We start from the raw sequence: 17,089 nt of genomic DNA on the forward strand, positions 1-17,089 counted from the left end.
CGGAGGCTTCCAATGACCAAGGTAATGAACGGAATCAAGGTGGTGGAGGTCGCGCTGTACGCGTTCGTCCCCTCCGCCGCCGCAATCCTGTCCGACTGGGGCGCCCAGGTGATCAAGGTCGAGCACGCGTCGTTCGGCGACCCGATGCGAACCACAGCGGCCTGGGGCGTACCCGGACAGGTCGACGGCATGTCCGGGTTGTGGGAGGTCTCGAACCGCGGCAAGCGCGGCGTCGCAATCGATCTCGCGCACCCCGACGGCCGGGAACTGCTCATGAAGATGATCGACGAGGCCGACGTCTTCATGACGAATTTTCTTCCCGACGCCCGTCAGAAGCTCGGCATCGACGTCGAGCACGTCACCGCTCGCAACCCCCGCATCGTCTACGCCCGCGGGACCGCCCAGGGCCCCGAGGGTCCGGAGCGCGAGAAGGGCGGATTCGATGGCATCACATACTGGGCACGCTCCGGCGCCGCCGGCTCGATCGCGCCCGACGACCTCGACTGGCCCGCGAACATGCCCGGCCCCGGATTCGGCGACGTCCAGAGCGGCATGGCCCTGGCCGGTGGCGTCGCCGCGGGCCTCCTGCACCGCGAACGCACCGGCGAGGGCACCGTCGTCGACGCATCACTGTTCTCGGTCGGCGCGTGGGCGATGCAGCCGACGATCGTGGGCGCACAGCTGATCGGAGAGGCCGAGCTGCCGTACCCGAATCGCGACATCCCGGTCAACCCCGTGTCGAACATCTACCGCACGAGCGACAACCGGTACATCCACCTGGCCTTGCTCCAGAGCGACAAGTACTGGCCGGGCCTCTGCGAGGCGATCGGACGCGCAGACCTCGTCGACGATGCACGGTTCTCGACATTCGACTCCCGCGCCGAGAACTCGCGCGAGTGCGCGGCCGAACTGACCTCGACCTTCCAGGCCCGTCCACTGAGCGAATGGGTGGACATCCTCGGCAAACAGGAGGGCCAGTGGGACGTCTTCCGGAGGCCGGGCGACGTGGTGACCGATCCGCAGGCCGTCGAGAACGGCTACGTCTGCCCGGTCGAGTATCCGAACGGCCGCTCCTTGAACCTCGTGACCGCGCCGGTCCAGTTCGACAGTGCGACCCCGATTCTCACCCCCGCACCCGGTCACGGCGAGCACACCGAGGAGGTACTGCTCGAACAGGGCCTGAGCTGGGACGAGATCTTCGCGCTCAAGGTCTCGGGCGCGGTCAAGTGAGCAACTGACCCGCTCCCGCCCGCAAACCCCGGCGGCCCCACGTTCACCGGATCACACCCCCCTTGGTAGTGACGGAAATCTCAACAGGCCTTCCAATGTGAGCTAAATCCCTCTAATATTCGAATATTAGAGCTTTCGCCCGCGAGGCCCCGCTCCAGGCGCATCCGTCCAACCACCGACCCTCACTTCAGGAGGAAACGTGTACGACCTTCGCGACATCAAGATCATCGACACCGACACCCACGTCGTCGAACCCCCGGACCTGTGGACCTCCCGGATCTCGACCAAGAAGTGGGGCGACCTCGTCCCCCACGTCCGCTGGGACGACCAGCGTGGCGACGAGGCCTGGTTCGTGTCGGGAACCCGCATGAGCGCGGTCGGCTCCCCGGCCATGGCCGGCTGGCACGAATACCCGCCGAACTGCCCGCCCCGGTTCGCCGACGCCGACCCGCGGTCCTGGGATCCTGCCAAGCGCCTGACCCTCATGGACGAGTACGGCATCCACGCACAAGTCCTGTACCCGAACGTCGCCGTGTTCAGCTCGAAGACACTGCAGTCCAACGGCGACAACGAACTCCAGATCGAGTGCATCAAGGCGTACAACGACTACCTCACCGAGTGGGCCGACTTCGCGCCCGGCCGCTACATCCCCGTCGGCATCCTCCCGTTCTGGGACATGGAGGCCACCCTTTCCGAGGTCGAACGCGTCGCCGCCGCCGGACACAAGGGCCTCGTCTTCACACAGAACCCTGCCGCCTTCGGCCTCCCCATGCTCACCGACCCCTACTGGGACCGGCTGTGGGCGTCCGCGCAGGAGAAGAAGCTGCCGATCAACTTCCACATCGCTTCCGGTGAAGTCGATCTCAGTGGATTCGGGCACGAGAGCAACGGGGTCGCGGCGAACTACGGCATGATGGGCATCTCGTTCTTCATGGACAATGCCCGCACCCTGTCGCAACTCATCTTCGGTGGCATCTGCGACCGCTTCCCCGACCTCAAATTCGTGTCCGTCGAGTCCGGGATCGGCTGGATGCCGTTCGCCCTCGAGGGCATGGACTGGCAGTGGCGCAACAGCGGCGTGCACAAGGAGCACCCGAACTACGAACTGCTGCCCAGCGAGTACTTCAAGCGGCAGATCTACGGATGCTTCTGGTTCGAGCAGGCGTCCGCGCTCAGTGCCATCGATCAGATCGGCGCCGACAACGTGCTTTACGAGACGGACTACCCGCACCCGACGTCGATGTCGCCCGGCCCCGCCTCCGACGCACAGCGCCCCGACGACTACCTGCGCAAGAACTTCGGCCACCTGAGCGAAGCAGATGCGCGAAAGATTCTGCACGACAACGCCGCAAAGCTCTACAACCTGGCCGACTGAGGCTCCGCGCCCGCCGCACCTTCGCCACCACCAGCCCCCGGAGGAACGATGTCCCTTCCCGCCTTCGAAGCCGAGGCACGCGAGTGGATTCTCGCCACCGCCGCTCGCCTCGGCCTCGACCGGGTCGACGACCCCCACGATGTCGCGGTCTTCCACGACATGGACTTCGAGGAGGAGCAGCAACTCCTCGACCAGCACCGAACGTGGCAGCGCGCCAAGTTCGATGCCGGCTACGCGGCACTCGACTGGCCGGTGGAGGTCGGCGGCGCCGGACTCGACTCGGCATACACCGAGACGTTCGTCCGCCTCGAGAACGAACTCTGCCCGCTGCGCCCACACGAGTTGTTCGCGGTCACCATGCATCTCGTGGCTCCCACCATCAACCTGCTGGGCACCCCGGAACAGAAGGACGAGTTCCTTCCGCACATGCTGCACGGCGAGCTCCTCGCCTGCCAGCTCTTCTCCGAGCCGGATGCTGGTTCCGACCTCGCCAACGTCGCGACCCGCGCCCTCCGCGACGGCGACGACTGGGTGATCACCGGGCAGAAGGTGTGGACGTCCGGTGCCCAGTTCGCCGGTTGGGGTGAGCTGATCGCCCGCACCGACCCCGACCAGCCGAAGCACGCCGGCCTCACCGCGTTCATGGTTCCGCTCGACGCTCCCGGGGTCACGGTGCGGCCGATCCGTCAGATGTCGGGTGGCACCAGTTTCAACGAGGTGTTCCTCGACGGGGTTCGCATCCCCGACCGTCTCCGCCTCGGCGAGGTCGGCAAGGGGTGGGGTGTCGCGCTGACGACCCTCGCCTTCGAACGCGAGGGTGGCTCGGACAGCAGCAGCATCGGCGGACAGTTCACCCAACTGGTCTCCACTGCACAGGATCTCGGGCGAGATCACGATCCGCGGGTGCGCGAGCTGATGGCGCAGGTGTACCTGCGACAGATGCTCGCCCGAGTCGACACCCTCCTCGATCGGCAGTCCCGCGACGGGGGCGCGGCGCCGAGTGCGATGGGTTCGATCCGCAAGGTCCAGTGGGTGGACAAGCTCACCGCCGTGTCCGCCGCGGCTCGAGCGATCCTCGGCCGCGACCTGATCGCCGACACCGGTGCCCCCGGAACGTTCTCGTGGAACGCCCACGTGCTCGGAGCACCCGGCTACAGCATCGCGGGCGGCACCGACCAGATCCAACGCAACATCATCGCCGAGCGGGTCCTCGGCCTGCCGCCCGAGCATCGCTCGGATCGCGGCCTCACCTGGCGCGAGGCCCGTGCCGCACAAGCCGATGCCCAGCGGTGACCCAATCCCCCAATCGATTTCAGAAAGGCCCGCACAATGAGAGTCACGACTTTCCGGCGCGTTCTCGCCGGCCTCGGCGTCGCCGCAGTCACGTTCGCGACCGCCGCATGCGGTTCCGGCGAAACAGTGGAGGTCTCGGCCGGCGATCTCGGTCCCAGTGGGGACACTTCCTGGCAGGAGGTGATCGACAAGGCCAAGGAGGAGGGTTCGGTCACCTACTACTCGGGGCAGGCCACCGACAACCTCCAGACCGCCGCCACCGCCTTCGAATCCGCGTACGGCATCAAGGTCGACATCGTGCGAGACAACGATGCGAACCTGCAGACCAAGCTGGCCGCGGAGGAGACGACGGGCAATCAGGTGGCCGACGTCGTCGCGTCCGCTGCACGGCCATGGGTGGACGAACGCCTCACCCAGAACTACTTCGTGCCGGTGACGGGTCCGGCGTTCTCCGCTCCCGAGTTCGATGCCGCCAAGTTCGTCCAGGACGACACGATCTTCACCTCGTCCGCGGCGGTCCTCACCTACGCGTGGAACACCGACCGGGTCCCCGCCGGCCTGTCCGGGTACAAGGACCTGCTCACTCCCGACCTCGCGGGCGGGAAGATCGGCGTGATCCTGCCCATCTCGGCCGCGATCGTCGACTTCTACGGCTACCTGAACGAGACCGTGTCCCCGGACTACGTAGAGAAGCTCGCCGCGCAGCGGCCCCGCACCTACACGGGCGCACAGGCCATCGCCCAGGCACTGACCTCCGGCGAAATCGCCGCCGCCGCATACACGCTTCCGCTGACGGCCGAGAAGGAGAAGGGGGCGCCCGTCGACTTCGGTCTGGCATCGCCGGTGTTCGGCGCCCCGTTCCTGACGGGCGTCGTGGCGAAGGCGCCGCACCCCAACGCCGCTCAACTGTTCGCCAACTTCCTCGTCACGAAGGCCGGCCAGAACGCCGTCGCCAACCGCGCCGGAGCGGTGCTGCCGGACATTCCGACCGCAACCACGTCGGCCGACAACATCTGGACGAGCAGCCGTGCCGTCTCCGCGGACGACACCGTCGCCTTCCGCAGCGAGTTCGAGCGCATGTTCGGCGCGAGCCAGTAGAAGACCACAAACAACTCCGGCCCATTGCGGACCGGATTCGGAAAGGACAACCCATGAATGTCGGCGAACGCTTGAAGTGCTCGGTGTCCGATGTCGAGGTGATCGTCGTCAAGGTCGGGGATGCCGTGAACGGCCCCCTGCACTGCGCGGGCGTACCGATGGGTTCCGGCGGTGCCACTGGCGCGGCGGAAGCGCAGGCGTCCACAGACGGTGCACCCCTCGTCCTCGGCAAGCGGTACTCGGGCGCCGGCGTCGAGGTGCTGTGCGTGACCGCCGGCCCGGGCCCGCTCACCGTCGACGGCGTCGACCTCGAGCTGGCAGCGCCCCGCCCGCTCCCCGCCTCGGACTGACGCCCGGCCGCCTCGACGATCGCAGAAAGGCCTGCACCATGATTCTCGGCACGACAACCACCGAACGCGCAGACACCGAAATGCTCGTGTCCACGGTCCAGTCGGCTGTCCACCGTCTCGACCCCGCCGACGGACGATCGGAGCGAATCGATCGGGACGGACCGTTTGATCACGCCCTGTGGTCGTTGCTCGCTCGCGAAGTCGGCATCGGTGCCCTGTCGGTGCCCGAGGACCGGGGCGGTCTCGGTGCGTCCTTCCAGGACGTGTCCGCGGTGCTCACCGTCCTCGGTGCCGAGCTGTCACGCGTGCCGTACCTTTCCGCGGTCGTCTCGACGACCGCCCTGATCGACGCGCCTGCCTCCGCCACTGTCGACGACTTCCTGGCACGCATCGCCTCAGGTGAACTGATCGCGGCCGCCGTGGTCCCGGTTTCTCGCGACGACAATGCATTCCGGGTAACGAATGCCACCGAAGGGGCCACACTCACGGGATCGGCGTCCTTCGTCGTGGACGCGGACATCGCCGACGTCGTGCTCGTGTTCGCACAGGCCGAGGACGGCACCACCGGGCTGTACGCCGTGGCCGCCGAGGCGCTGTCCCGGACGCGGATGACCGCAACCGACGGCACCCGCGTGCTGTCGACGGTCACCGCGAACGGCGCATCCGCCGCGCTGCTGGATCCCCACCCGTCGGTTCGTCGTCTCCAGGACCGCGCCCTCGTCGCGCTGGCCTGCGACAGCCTCGGGGTCGCTCGACGCGCCCTCGACGACGCGGTCGCCTACGCGGGCAGCCGCGTCCAGTTCGGACGGGCGATCGGTGGCTTTCAGGCCGTCAAACACCGGTTGGCCGAAGCCGCCGTCGCAATCGAGCTCGCCACGTCAGCTGTCGCTCACGCCGTGTGGGCGGTCGAGGAAGGCACCGATCACGAGCTCGCGGAAGCCGCCGCGATCTCCGCGATCGCGTGCGGGGACGCCGCGTCCCGAACCACCGCTGACACCGTCCAGATTCACGGCGGCATCGGATTCACCTGGGAGCACACCGCTCACCGCTACTACCGTCGCGCCCTGACGAACGCGGTGCTGTGGGGCAGCGGCGACGAACACGCGCAACGCCTCTACGAACTGGCCACCGGTGCGCACACGTGCGCGCACGCGGACGCCGTGCCCATCCCTGCGTCCGCCCTCTCGTCGTAGCACCCGACCCAGCCCGGTCAGAAAGCGAGTTCCCGTGTCCCACGTATCCGTTCGTCAGCTCCTCAAGAACTTCGACGGCAAACCGCCCACCGTCGCCGTGGACCACCTCGACCTCGAGATCGAGGACGGAGAGTTCCTCGTCCTGCTCGGCCCCAGCGGCTGTGGCAAGACGACGACCCTCCGGTGCCTCGCCGGTCTGGAACAGCCCGTCGGCGGCACCATCTCCCTGGGCGACCAGGTGGTGTTCGACGCCGACCGAGGTCTGAACCTGACTCCGGACAAGCGGTTCATCGGCATGGTGTTCCAGTCGTACGCGCTGTGGCCGCACATGAGCGTCCGCAAGAACATCGCCTACCCCCTCAAGTCCCGCAAGATGACCGACGAACTGCGTGGTGGACGCGTCGAGGAGACCGCAGCCCTCGTCGACTGCGAGCGCCTCCTCGACCGACTGCCCGCCGAACTGTCGGGAGGACAGCAGCAACGCGTGGCCCTCGCCCGCGGCCTCGTCGCACGCCCCGATCTGGTGCTGTTCGACGAACCGCTGAGCAACCTCGACGCGCGACTGCGCGACCAGGTGCGCGCCGAGCTGCACGACCTGCACCAGCGCAATCCGTTCACCGCGGTCTTCGTTACGCACGACCAGAGCGAAGCGCTCGCGCTCGGCACCCGCATGGCCATCATGAACGCCGGCCAGATCGTCCAGATCGGAACTCCCCGTGAGGTGTTCGAGGAGCCGGTCGACGAGTACGTCGCCGGGTTCACCGGCATGTCGAACCGGCTGTCGTGCGAGTACGTCGATGGGCACTGGTACGCCCTCGGCACCGAGCTCATCGGCGCCGAGCCGCGGGCGGCCGCGGGCACCCGAGACTTCGTCCTGCGACTGCGTCCCGAGAAGGTGCGGCTGATCGGCGACGCGAGCGACCTGCGCGCCGGCGAGGCCGGCATCGCCGTGAACGTCGACGACGTGGAATTCGGCGGTCTGCACCTGGATGTGATGCTCTCCTCCACGGCACGGGACTCGCGACGGCGCGAACTGCACGCCCGGATCTCGACGTACGACCGGTCCCGCGCGCCGCGGACCGTCGAACGCGGCGACCGGATGATCCTCGCGTTCGACGCCACCGACGGACGGATGTTCGGCAGCGACGGACGCATGCTCTCCACCGAGCAGTCCGCGGTCCTCACGGCGCTGGTGGGGTGACGAGAATGGCTACCCTGACCCTCCCCACCCCGTCGACTCCCACCCCGTCGGCTCCGACCACCGGGACGCCGTCGCTGATGGAGAACGAGAAGGTGCGCTCCGGAGCCCGACGGCTCGGCGTCATCGCCTTCGCGGCGTTACTCGCCTACCTCGTCATCCTGCCGATCGTGCGCCTGCAGGCGACCGCGTTCGAAGACGGCAGCGCCGGCTTCAGCCGTGCGTTCGGACTCGATCGCATCGGCGAGATCCTGAAGTACACGGTCGGACTCGCGATCGGATCGGTCGTCATCGCGATGGTGCTCGGCACGGCGCTGGCGTGGGCCGCGAGTCGGCTCCCGCGGCGCCTCGAATTCCTGCGCATCCTGCCGATCCTCCCGATCGTCATCCCCTCCGTCGCCGCGATCGCAGGCTGGGCGTTCCTGCTCTCCCCGCGGCCCGGGTATCTCAACGCCGCCCTCCGGAACCTGCCCTGGTGGTCACACCTGGAGGAGGGCCCGGTCGACGTCTACTCGATCGAGTGGATCGTCATAATCACCGGCTTCTCGCTGAGCTCGTTCGTGTACATGTTCGTCAGCTCCGGGTTCTCCAACATCAACTCCGAGATGCTCGAGGCCGCACAGGTTTCCGGAATGCCGGAGTGGAAGGTGTTCTTCAAGGTCACCCTTCCGCTGCTGCGCCCGACCCTCATCTACGGCGGTGGCGTCGCGCTGCTTCTCGGCCTCGGCCAGTTCACCGGGCCCCTGCTTCTCGGCACCAACAGCGGTGTCAGCGTTCTGACGACGGAGATGTACTTCCAGATCAGCGACAGCCCTGCCCAGTTCGCCACCGCGGCAGCTCTCGGTTCGCCACTGTTGCTCGCGGGCATCGCAGTCGTGTTCGCGCAGAAGGCGATGCTCGGCAACCAGAAGCGCTTCGTCACCCACGGCGGCAAGGCATTCCGCTCCCAGGGGCGCCCGTCCCGTATCGGCGTCGGCCTCATCGTGCTCTTTTCGCTGCTGTCGACGGTCCTGCCGATCCTGGCGCTGGCCTTCGTCTCGCTCTCCCGGTACTGGCGTGGCAGCATCGACCTCTCCACCCTGACGGTCGACAATTTCCGCACCGTGTTCAGCACGACCGCGGTGCCGTCCGCGATCACCAACAGCCTGGTCTTCTCACTCGGCTCGATGGCGATCGCGTTGCCGCTCGGCTTCATCGCCGCCAGCCTCATCGTCCGAGGCGTCCGCTACCCTGCCCTGCGCGTCCTCGTCGACGTGCTGGTCTCGATGCCGCTCGGCGTTCCTGCGGTCATCTTCGGCGCCGCGTTCCTGCTCACCTACACCGAGGGACCGATCGTGCTGTATGGCACGCCGTGGGTCGTCATCCTCGTGTACGTGACGCTGATGCTGCCGTTCGCCACCCGCATGCAGCTCTCGACGATGCTCGCACTCGGCGACAGCTACATCGAGGCGTCCCGGGTCAGCGGGGCAGGCTTCCTGCGCACCAACATCCGCATCCTGCTACCGCTGATGCGAGGAAGCCTCGGCGGCACCGCGGCCCTGATCTTCGTGCTCCTGACGCACGAGTTCACCGCATCGCTCCTCGTCCGGGCGTCCAAAACACAGGTCATGGGCACCGTCCTGTTCGACGCCTGGTCGAACGGCAGCTATCCCCTCGTTGCCGCCGTCGCGCTCATCATGACGGGCGTCACCGCGGTCGGCGTCGCCGCCGCGATGCTCGTGGGCGGCGCGGATTCGCTGAGCAAGATGTGATCGGGACACGACGCCCGACCATCCGACAATGTGCCGAACGGAAAGGAAGTGGCCCGTGGGGTCAATCGGACTGAGTGCGTACGGCATGACCGTCGCCGAACTCGTCGAACTCGCCGTGTGCGCCGACGAACTGGGCTTCGACGCGCTGTGGCTGGGTGAGCACGTGATCCGACCTGCCGGCTACGGCAGCGAACATCCCACGACGGGAACCGTGCAACACCACACGACCATCGTCGACACCGACACCGAACTGATCGATCCGTGGGTCGCCCACGCGGCGATCGCCGCGGTCACCTCCCGCATCAAACTGGGGACCGCGGTGTACGTGACCGCGCTGCGGCACCCGCTGCACACGGCGCGGACCACCATCTCGGTGCAGGAGCTCAGCGGTGGCCGAGTGCTGTTCGGCGTCGGATCCGGTTGGCTCGAGGAGGAGTTCGCTGCCCTGGGGGTGCCGTTCCGTACCCGGTTCTCCCGCACGGAGGAATGCCTCGACATCCTCCGGAAGTCGTGGTCCGGCACCGAGTTCGACCACAGCGGGAAGCACTTCACATTCGACCGGATCCAGGTGCATCCACGGCCCACGCCGGTCCCGGTGGTGCTCGGCGGCAACACCGCACCCGCGTTGGCCCGCGCCGCACGACTGGGTGACGCGTGGTTCGCGTCGGGCACCCCAACCCCGGACGAAGCGGTGGCACTGGTCACGGAGCTGCGGCGGCTTCGCCACGAGTCGGGCGCCTCCGACCGGTTTCCCTGCTACGTCCGAGTGTCGACCACCGACCCCGACGTCCTCGCCGACTACCGGAACAACGGTGTCGAGGATCTGGTGTTGTGGGCCGACGCGCTCTGGACCGGTGACACCCCGGACGAGCGCCGACGCAACCTCACCGCGGCGGCGGAGCGTCTGGGGCTGTGCGCCCAACACCGGTCGTCGTCGGCAACGGCAGAACGAAACTGACAATCCAGCACCGCCCCGGATCCGACCGTTTGCGGATCCGGGGCGTTCGTCTGTCGCGTCGACGACCTCGTCAGGCGATCTCGTCGACCAGGCCCCACGCGAGGGCGGTGTCGGTGTCGAGCGGGACGTTCGTCACGCACATCCAGTAGGCGCGCCAGCGGCCGATCCGGCGGGGCACGCTGACGCAGCCACCGGCGCCGGGAACCAGGCCCATCGACACCTCCGGCAGCCGGAAGACGGTCCCCGGCGCCGCGACGATCCGAGACGCGAACGCGGGCACCTCGATGCCGGCGCCGACGCAGCTGCCGTGCACCCGGACCTCCGTCCGGTCCGCCAACGCCGCCACCAGACGTCCCGCCCCGGCCCGGGTGCGGATCAGGTGCGCGGTCGCGAGGTCGGGGGTGGTGCCGAACTCGTCGAGGTCGCCGCCCGCGGAGAACACCGGCCCGGCGCCGTCGAGCAGCACCGAGGTGATGCTGTCGTCGGCGAGGGCGAGCCGCAACCCTTCCACCAGGCCGTCGCGCACCTGCGCCCCGTAGGCGTTGCGCCGCTCCGGCCGGTTCAGGGTGATGTGCAGGCGGTCGCCGTCCCGATCCAGCAGCACCGGCTCCTGCGGCGCCGGCGGCGGCAACGGCCGCGGCCCGCGCACCGCCAGCCACCGCCGGAACCCGGGGGTGCCGAGCAGCGTGGAGTAGGCCAGGGATTCGACGTCGATGGCCTCGGGTACCGGCAACGACTCGGACACCCGCAGCACCTGCCCGAGCACGACCGCCGCGTGCACCTGCTCGGCGACGGCGGCGAGCACGGTCTCGAGGGCGGAGGCCGGGTCCGGGACGCCGACGAGGGTCCGGTCGGTGGCGACGGACTCCGGGACCAGGGAGGTGTCGAGGGCGGAGGCCAGCTCGAGGTGCGCGGCCGTCAGTGGCTGCGCCCGGGTGCGCAGCCCTACGAGAACCCGGGTGCCGGCGCGGGCCCGCGCCGCCGCTCGCGCGGCCAGGTCGGCGTCGAGGTCGGCGTCGAGATCGACCACCAGCAGCGGCCGGTCGACGGCCGCTCCCTCGGCGAGCAGCGGCTGGTCCGCAACTCCGTCAGCGAGGTCGGTCACAGTGATGGCATGCTGCGGTGTTCCCATCGTTCCAGCTTGCCAGCTAACGAGTTTCGAATAGGCGTGCGGGTACCATCGCGAGGTGTCCGACTTCTCCACCTCGACCCCGGATCGGGTACGCGACTGGGCGGAGAGCGGCATCCCGATGCTCACCGGGCGCCCCGACGGACCGCCGGTCGTGCCGCCCGGAGCGGCCGTGAGCAACGCCCGCGCGCTGGCCGGGCACATCACGTCCGCCGCTGCGCTGGCCGGACGGACGGTGGACCTGGACGGAGCGCGACTGCTGTCGGAGCGGGCCGCGTTCACCGGCTTCACCCGCCGTGGCGACGTCACCCTCGGCGGCAGCGGCCGGTTGCTGCGCACCGCCGACGGCTGGGCGGCGGTCTCCTGTGCCCGTCCGGACGACCCGATCCTGCTCGGTGCGCTGATCAGCGCCGACATCGACGTCGACGACCCGTGGCCGGCGGTGACCGCGTGGGTTGCCGGGCACACCGGAGACGAGCTCGCCGAGCGGGCCGAACTGCTCGGGGTCGCCGCCGCGCCGATCCGCCCACCCTCCGTCCCGGTCCCAGTGCCGGCGCCGGGTGCGCCGCGGTCGGTCGAGGGGCTGCTGGTGGTGGACTTCGGGTCCCTGTGGGCCGCCCCGCTGTGCGCGCACCTGCTTGGCCTGGCCGGTGCGCGGGTGGTCAAGGTCGAGACACCGCAACGACCGGACGGGGCGCGCCGCGGCAACCCCGACTTCTACGCGCTGCTGCACGGCGGCCACGAGGCGGTGTGCCTGGACCCGTCGGTGCCCGCGGACCGCCGCGCCCTTGCCGAACTCGTCGATGCCGCCGACATCGTGATCGAGGCGTCCCGGCCGCGGGCACTGGCAGGCTTCGGCCTCGACGCCGTCGCGACCGCGGGCCGAGGTGCGACGTGGCTGTCGATCACCGCCGCCGGACGGTCCAGTGGCCGAATCGGTTTCGGGGACGACGTGGCCGCGTCGGCAGGTCTGGTGGCGTGGGACGAGCGTGGACCGATGTTCGTCGGCGACGCGATCGCCGACCCGCTGACCGGCCTGACCGCGGCGGCGTTGGCCTGCGGCGCCGACGCGCCCGGCCGGCTGATCGAGGTGTCGATGACGGACGTGGTCGCCGCGACCCTCACCGGCGACTCCCCGGCACCCGTCCCGCGAATTCACCAGGGCCGTTGGGTGATCGACACAGGCGACGAGATCGTCGAGATCGCAGAACCCCGGATCCGGACACCGCATGGGGAGGTTCCCGGCGTCGGCCGCGACACCCTGTCAGTGCTGCGGTCACTCGACATACCCGTCACCGGAATCGAGGCGCGATGACGGGCCCGCTGATCGTCACCGACGCCGAGGTGAACGGCGTCGCGGGTGTCGACGTCCGGATCGAAGCCGGGCGGATCACTGCCGTCGGCGCCGGCCTGCCGCGAGCAGGCGCGGAGAGGATCGACGCTTCGGGCGGTGCGCTGATCCCCGGCCTGACGGACCACCACCTGCATCTGCACGCCATGGCCGCAGACGCGGCGTCGGTGCGCTGCGGGCCGCCCGCCGTGCGCACCCCCGACCAGCTGCGGGCGGCGCTGGCCGCCGCCCCCACCGACGATCACGGCTGGGTGCGCGGCGTCGGCTATTTCGACTCCGTGGCAGGCGATCTCGACGCCGTGACCCTGGACCGCCTGCACGCGGACCGTCCGGTGCGGATCCAGCACCGCAGCGGCGCGATGTGGGTCCTGAACTCGGCGGCGGTCGCGGCGACCGACCTCGCCTCCGCCGACCATCCCGGCGTCGAACGCGATTCCACCGGAACACCGACGGGGCGGGTGTGGCGCGCCGACGACTGGCTGCGCACGCGGCTGCCGGTCTCCGGGCCACCGTCACTCGCGGCGATCGGGGCCGAGCTCACCCGGTTCGGCATCACCTCCGTCACCGACGCCACCCCGGACATGCGGCCGAGTTCGCAGCGGGCGATCGCCGATGCGATGGTCTCGGGCGAGCTACCCCAGCGGGTGCACCTGTTGGGCGCCGCCCTGCCGGAGACCGAATTGGACTCGCCGACAGACCGACTGACGGTCGGACCGTACAAAATAGTGCTCGCCGACTCCGGCCTGCCCGATCTGGACGCGCTCGCCGGCACCATCACCACGGCCCATGCGACCGGGCGCCCGATCGCCGTGCACTGCGTCAGCCGGGAGGCCCTGTTGATCCTGCTGGTCGTGCTCGCCGAGGTCGGCACGATCCCCGGCGACCGCATCGAGCACGGCGCCCTGGTTCCCCGTGAAACCCTCCGCCGAATCCACGATCTCGGACTGCGAGTCGTCACCCAACCCGGTTTTCTCGCCGACCGAGGCGACGACTACCTCCGCCACGTGGAGCCGGCCGACCAGCCGGACCTGTATCGCTGCCGGTCCCTGCTCGCCGCCGGGATCCCGCTCGCCCTGTCCAGCGACGCTCCGTACGGTCCACTCGATCCGTGGCGGGTGATCGCGGCCGCGGTGGACCGCCTGGCGCCGACCGGCGAGGTCGTCGGCGCGGACGAACGACTCACCGCCACACAGGCACTGAACGGATATCTCGCTCCGGCAGACGATCCAGGAGGCCCGCCTCGACGGGTCGCGGTCGGCGTCGCGGCCGACCTGGTGCTGCTGCACGGTCCCCTCGCCGAGGCGTTGCGCACCCCGGCCGCGGACGCCGTGCGCCGCACGCTGCACTCGCAGCGGTGACGGTCCCGCCAGATGGTTTACTTGGTGTACGACGTCGACTGCGGGAGGTGAGAGGTGGCCGACAAGAGGCTCGCACCCGTCTTCCACTCGCAGAGCACACCCACCTACCCGATCCGGACCCCGAAGACCGCCGAGCTGGTCGCGAACACACTGCGCCGCATGATCATCGACGGCACCCTCCACGACGGGGATCACCTCCCCCACGAGGCCGACCTGATGGACCGGTTCGCCGTCAGCCGACCCACGCTGCGTGAGGCCATCCGGCTTCTCGAGTCCGCCGGACTGGTGGAGGTGCGGCGAGGATCGCGAGCCGGCGCGCGGGTGCGAGTCCCCGGGCCGGAGGTCGTCGCGCGGTCGGCCTCGTTGTTGCTCGAACTGTCCGGCACGACCGTCACCGATATGTTCCTGGCCCGCGAGGCGATCGAACCGGACGCGGCCCGCGTCCTCGCCATCGAGGGCACCGAGGCCGATTTCGACGAACTCGCCCGGATGGTCGACGAGGACATTCCCGCCGCATACGCCACGGCGACCCTCGCCGCCGGACTCTCCGCATTCCACCTGCGGGTCGTCCAACTCTCCGGCAACGCGCCGCTCGCGATCATCGCCGGGATGCTGTACGAGTTCACCGAGCGCGACACCGTCGCCGCGGTGCTCGAGACGGAGGACGACCGGCAACAGTACGCGGCCAACTACAAGTTGGCGGTCCGCTCCTGCCGGCGTCTGATCCGGCTGCTGCGGGCCCGCGACGCCGACGCGGCCTTCTCACACTGGCGCAAGCACGTCGTCAACGCCCGCCCCTTCCTGATCGACGGTCGCGATGACGAAGCGGTGCACGACCTCATGGACCGGCCGGCTCGGCCGCAGTGACGGCCCGCCGGTCCTGACCGTCACGAGGACCGGTAAGGGCGCCCGCACGTTCGCCGTCCGGACGACGGATCCCGGTGGGTACCGCGATGACGGACCATCGCGGTACCCCGGAACCATCGATGCGCCGCGATCCGCGGCGCGATCTCAGATGCTCGCGTCGACGGTGCCCGAGGTCAGCGACGGCGCGCCGGCGAGCAGCGGTCCGAGGTCGGTGATCGCGCCCTCTCCTGCCCGGAACTTGCGGTACGCGGCATCGTGCTCGGCGGACTCCCAGGTTTCGATGAAACGCCAGGTGTTCGGGTCCTTCGCGTCGATCACCGCGTCCACGCCCTGGCAGCCGGGGAACGCCCGGGTCTCCTTGAGCACGCGGGTCATCACCTCGCGTGCGGTGTCCAGGGCGTCGGGCTTGAAGGTCAACTCCAGGACTGCGATCAGTGCCATGTTTCACTCCTCGGTCTCTGTGCCGCGAAACCTGTTGTCGCGGTTAACGGCCGAGGGTACCGGCCAGCGTCCGGATCGTGTGCCGCGCGGTGGACAGACTTTCGTCGGCCTGCGCGGAGAGCGGAGCCAGCGCCGGGATCCGCCCGGCCAGGGTCAGCTCCGCGGTCACCACCGACACCTCCATCCCCATCGACGTGCCAAGCACCTGCTGCAGCGGCGGCACGGTGAAGTCGGTCCCGGCGCCCGGGGAACCCGGCGCATAGGTGTTGCCCCGGCTGGAGATCACCACGACCGGCGTACCCGCGAGGGGACGGTCCGGGGTGTCGTACGGCACCGTCGTGCCCAGGACGTGCAGATGGTCGAGCCAGGCCTTGAGGGTCGAGGGCAGCGACCAGTTGTACATCGGCGCGCCGATCACGACGACCTCCGCCGCCACCACCTCCGCGATCAGCGCGGCCTGCCGAGCCTCGGCGTCGGGATCCGGGCTCGCCCCCGCGCGGCGCAGGCGCGCCGCGTAGTGCAGTTCGGCGTCGGGTAGGTGCGGCACCGGGTCGCGGTGCAGGTCCCGCACGGTCACCGTGAACTCGGGCCCGCGGGCGCGCCAGGTGTCGGCAAACAGGCGGGTCAGGTCGCGGGAGACGGAATTCTCGAGGTCCGCCGACGAGTCGACGTGCAGCAGTTGAGGCATCGGCCAGATCCTTTCGGGCACCGACGGTGCCCGTGCGTGGTTACGGGTCGAGGGACACCGTAACCACGGGGACCCCCGGTCACCGGGGAGGACCGTTGTCGATGGACTGTACGACCGCGAAGATCAGGAACCCGGCCGCGGCGAGCACGACGACCGGCTGCCGGAGCATCAGCGCCGGAGCCAACAGGACGAGAGCGTACGGAATCAGGGTGAGGTTGCGCCGCGGCGAGGTCACGGGCCCGACCGGGCCGGGACCGGCGGCCGTGAGGAACTGGGGAACGCTCACGCGCCTGCGCCGGGTTCCGACGAACACCAGTCCGGCACCGACGGCCACCACCAGCGCGACAGGGACGAACCACGCGACCAGGTCGGCCGCGGCGAACCCGGCGAAGAGGAAAATGAGGATCAGCAGCGGGACGAGCACCCAGAGGAACCGTCGTCGTTCCGGCTGCGGTGCCACGGCGGGCAGATCGGTGAACAGGACCGCGAGGTCGCGGTTGGTCCGTGCCGACTCCACCCGCGCGCAGCGGTCACCGAACTCCGCGAGGGTCAACCGGCCCTCTCCGAGGTGCCGGGTCAGGAGTTCGACCGCCTGCTCGCGCTCGAGTGTCCCGATGCGGATTTCCGGGAGCTCGGCCATGAGTCAAGAGTAGGCGGCTTCGACGCCTGTGCGCCCTTTGGTAGCCCGGGCTACCAAAGGGCGCACAGAACGCGGAGCGTCTTACTTGAGTTCGGCGAGGACGGTGCCCTGCGTGATCGCGGCACCCGGCTCGACGGCCAGACCGGTCACGGTACCGGCCTTGTGCGCG

The 17,089-nt window shown here is 69.4% G+C and carries 16 protein-coding genes; 12 read left to right on the forward strand and 4 right to left on the reverse strand.

Annotation, left to right across the window (positions count from 1 at the left end):
* Positions 1-12: 12 nt before the first annotated feature.
* The 9 genes from ACWEPG_RS27430 (at position 13) to ACWEPG_RS27470 (ending at position 10,446) form a co-directional block, all read left to right on the forward strand.
* Positions 13-1,230: a CaiB/BaiF CoA transferase family protein gene (locus ACWEPG_RS27430; RefSeq protein ID WP_450116055.1), complete on the forward strand. Its 1,218-nt coding sequence runs from the start codon at positions 13-15 to the stop codon at positions 1,228-1,230.
* Between the two features lie 199 nt (positions 1,231-1,429).
* A complete protein-coding gene (locus ACWEPG_RS27435) occupies positions 1,430-2,605 on the forward strand; it encodes an amidohydrolase family protein (protein ID WP_452595791.1) in 1,176 nt (391 codons plus the stop codon).
* A gap of 48 nt (positions 2,606-2,653) precedes the next feature.
* A complete protein-coding gene (locus ACWEPG_RS27440) occupies positions 2,654-3,898 on the forward strand; it encodes an acyl-CoA dehydrogenase family protein (RefSeq protein WP_450116057.1) in 1,245 nt (414 codons plus the stop codon).
* A 36-nt stretch (positions 3,899-3,934) separates the two neighbouring features.
* Positions 3,935-4,996 (forward strand): ABC transporter substrate-binding protein, encoded by a 1,062-nt coding sequence (locus ACWEPG_RS27445; RefSeq protein WP_450116058.1) that lies wholly within the window; start codon positions 3,935-3,937, stop codon positions 4,994-4,996.
* Between the two features lie 53 nt (positions 4,997-5,049).
* Positions 5,050-5,346, forward strand: a complete 297-nt coding sequence (locus ACWEPG_RS27450) for a hypothetical protein (protein ID WP_452595792.1) — start codon at positions 5,050-5,052, stop codon at positions 5,344-5,346.
* A 185-nt stretch (positions 5,347-5,531) separates the two neighbouring features.
* On the forward strand, positions 5,532-6,539 hold the full coding sequence (locus ACWEPG_RS27455) for an acyl-CoA dehydrogenase family protein (RefSeq protein ID WP_452595793.1): 1,008 nt from the start codon (positions 5,532-5,534) through the stop codon (positions 6,537-6,539).
* Positions 6,540-6,573: 34 nt separating this feature from the next.
* Positions 6,574-7,740 (forward strand): ABC transporter ATP-binding protein, encoded by a 1,167-nt coding sequence (locus ACWEPG_RS27460; protein ID WP_450136511.1) that lies wholly within the window; start codon positions 6,574-6,576, stop codon positions 7,738-7,740.
* A gap of 5 nt (positions 7,741-7,745) precedes the next feature.
* Positions 7,746-9,488 carry an ABC transporter permease gene (locus tag ACWEPG_RS27465; protein ID WP_452595794.1) on the forward strand — a complete coding sequence of 581 codons (1,743 nt, stop codon included), beginning with the start codon at positions 7,746-7,748 and terminating at the stop codon, positions 9,486-9,488.
* A gap of 55 nt (positions 9,489-9,543) precedes the next feature.
* Positions 9,544-10,446 (forward strand): TIGR03619 family F420-dependent LLM class oxidoreductase, encoded by a 903-nt coding sequence (locus ACWEPG_RS27470; protein WP_452595795.1) that lies wholly within the window; start codon positions 9,544-9,546, stop codon positions 10,444-10,446.
* A 70-nt stretch (positions 10,447-10,516) separates the two neighbouring features.
* Here ACWEPG_RS27470 and ACWEPG_RS27475 read toward each other — a convergent pair whose 3' ends face one another.
* Positions 10,517-11,578, reverse strand: a complete 1,062-nt coding sequence (locus ACWEPG_RS27475) for an enoyl-CoA hydratase/isomerase family protein (protein WP_452595796.1) — start codon at positions 11,576-11,578, stop codon at positions 10,517-10,519.
* A 118-nt stretch (positions 11,579-11,696) separates the two neighbouring features.
* Between ACWEPG_RS27475 and ACWEPG_RS27480 the strand changes: the two genes are divergently transcribed.
* Genes ACWEPG_RS27480 through ACWEPG_RS27490 form a run of 3 tightly spaced genes read left to right on the forward strand, consistent with a single transcriptional unit; the run spans position 11,697 to position 15,151 of the window.
* Complete coding sequence (locus ACWEPG_RS27480) at positions 11,697-12,890, forward strand: CoA transferase (protein ID WP_452595799.1); 1,194 nt, start codon at positions 11,697-11,699, stop codon at positions 12,888-12,890.
* Positions 12,887-14,284, forward strand: a complete 1,398-nt coding sequence (locus ACWEPG_RS27485; protein ID WP_452595797.1) for an amidohydrolase family protein — start codon at positions 12,887-12,889, stop codon at positions 14,282-14,284. The genes ACWEPG_RS27480 and ACWEPG_RS27485 overlap by 4 nt, the downstream gene beginning before the upstream one ends.
* A gap of 54 nt (positions 14,285-14,338) precedes the next feature.
* Positions 14,339-15,151, forward strand: coding sequence for a FadR/GntR family transcriptional regulator (locus ACWEPG_RS27490; protein ID WP_450116066.1), 813 nt, complete (start codon positions 14,339-14,341; stop codon positions 15,149-15,151).
* A gap of 144 nt (positions 15,152-15,295) precedes the next feature.
* On the opposite strand, the gene ACWEPG_RS27495 is transcribed toward ACWEPG_RS27490, so the two are convergent.
* The 3 genes from ACWEPG_RS27495 to ACWEPG_RS27505 all read right to left on the reverse strand — a co-directional run bounded on the left by ACWEPG_RS27495 (position 15,296) and on the right by ACWEPG_RS27505 (position 16,920).
* On the reverse strand, positions 15,296-15,592 hold the full coding sequence (locus ACWEPG_RS27495; RefSeq protein ID WP_450116067.1) for a putative quinol monooxygenase: 297 nt from the start codon (positions 15,590-15,592) through the stop codon (positions 15,296-15,298).
* Positions 15,593-15,635: 43 nt separating this feature from the next.
* Positions 15,636-16,280 (reverse strand): FMN-dependent NADH-azoreductase, encoded by a 645-nt coding sequence (locus ACWEPG_RS27500; RefSeq protein WP_450116068.1) that lies wholly within the window; start codon positions 16,278-16,280, stop codon positions 15,636-15,638.
* 79 nt (positions 16,281-16,359) lie between these two features.
* Positions 16,360-16,920, reverse strand: coding sequence for a DUF1707 domain-containing protein (locus ACWEPG_RS27505; protein ID WP_452595798.1), 561 nt, complete (start codon positions 16,918-16,920; stop codon positions 16,360-16,362).
* Between the last annotated feature and the right edge of the window lie 169 nt (positions 16,921-17,089).

The sequence above is a fragment of the Rhodococcus sp. NPDC004095 genome, from assembly GCF_053604015.1.

What these genes read in the sequence shown, in the direction of transcription:
- ACWEPG_RS27485 (WP_452595797.1), top strand. Translation starts at nt 12,887, where the DNA reads ATGACGGGCCCGCTGATCGTCACCGACGCCGAGGTGAACGGCGTCGCG.
- ACWEPG_RS27475 (WP_452595796.1), bottom strand. Translation starts at nt 11,578, where the DNA reads ATGGGAACACCGCAGCATGCCATCACTGTGACCGACCTCGCTGACGGA.
- ACWEPG_RS27445 (WP_450116058.1), top strand. Translation starts at nt 3,935, where the DNA reads ATGAGAGTCACGACTTTCCGGCGCGTTCTCGCCGGCCTCGGCGTCGCC.
- ACWEPG_RS27480 (WP_452595799.1), top strand. Translation starts at nt 11,697, where the DNA reads ATGCTCACCGGGCGCCCCGACGGACCGCCGGTCGTGCCGCCCGGAGCG.
- ACWEPG_RS27505 (WP_452595798.1), bottom strand. Translation starts at nt 16,920, where the DNA reads ATGGCCGAGCTCCCGGAAATCCGCATCGGGACACTCGAGCGCGAGCAG.
- ACWEPG_RS27465 (WP_452595794.1), top strand. Translation starts at nt 7,746, where the DNA reads ATGGCTACCCTGACCCTCCCCACCCCGTCGACTCCCACCCCGTCGGCT.
- ACWEPG_RS27500 (WP_450116068.1), bottom strand. Translation starts at nt 16,280, where the DNA reads ATGCCTCAACTGCTGCACGTCGACTCGTCGGCGGACCTCGAGAATTCC.
- ACWEPG_RS27440 (WP_450116057.1), top strand. Translation starts at nt 2,654, where the DNA reads ATGTCCCTTCCCGCCTTCGAAGCCGAGGCACGCGAGTGGATTCTCGCC.
- ACWEPG_RS27430 (WP_450116055.1), top strand. Translation starts at nt 13, where the DNA reads ATGACCAAGGTAATGAACGGAATCAAGGTGGTGGAGGTCGCGCTGTAC.
- ACWEPG_RS27450 (WP_452595792.1), top strand. Translation starts at nt 5,050, where the DNA reads ATGAATGTCGGCGAACGCTTGAAGTGCTCGGTGTCCGATGTCGAGGTG.
- ACWEPG_RS27495 (WP_450116067.1), bottom strand. Translation starts at nt 15,592, where the DNA reads ATGGCACTGATCGCAGTCCTGGAGTTGACCTTCAAGCCCGACGCCCTG.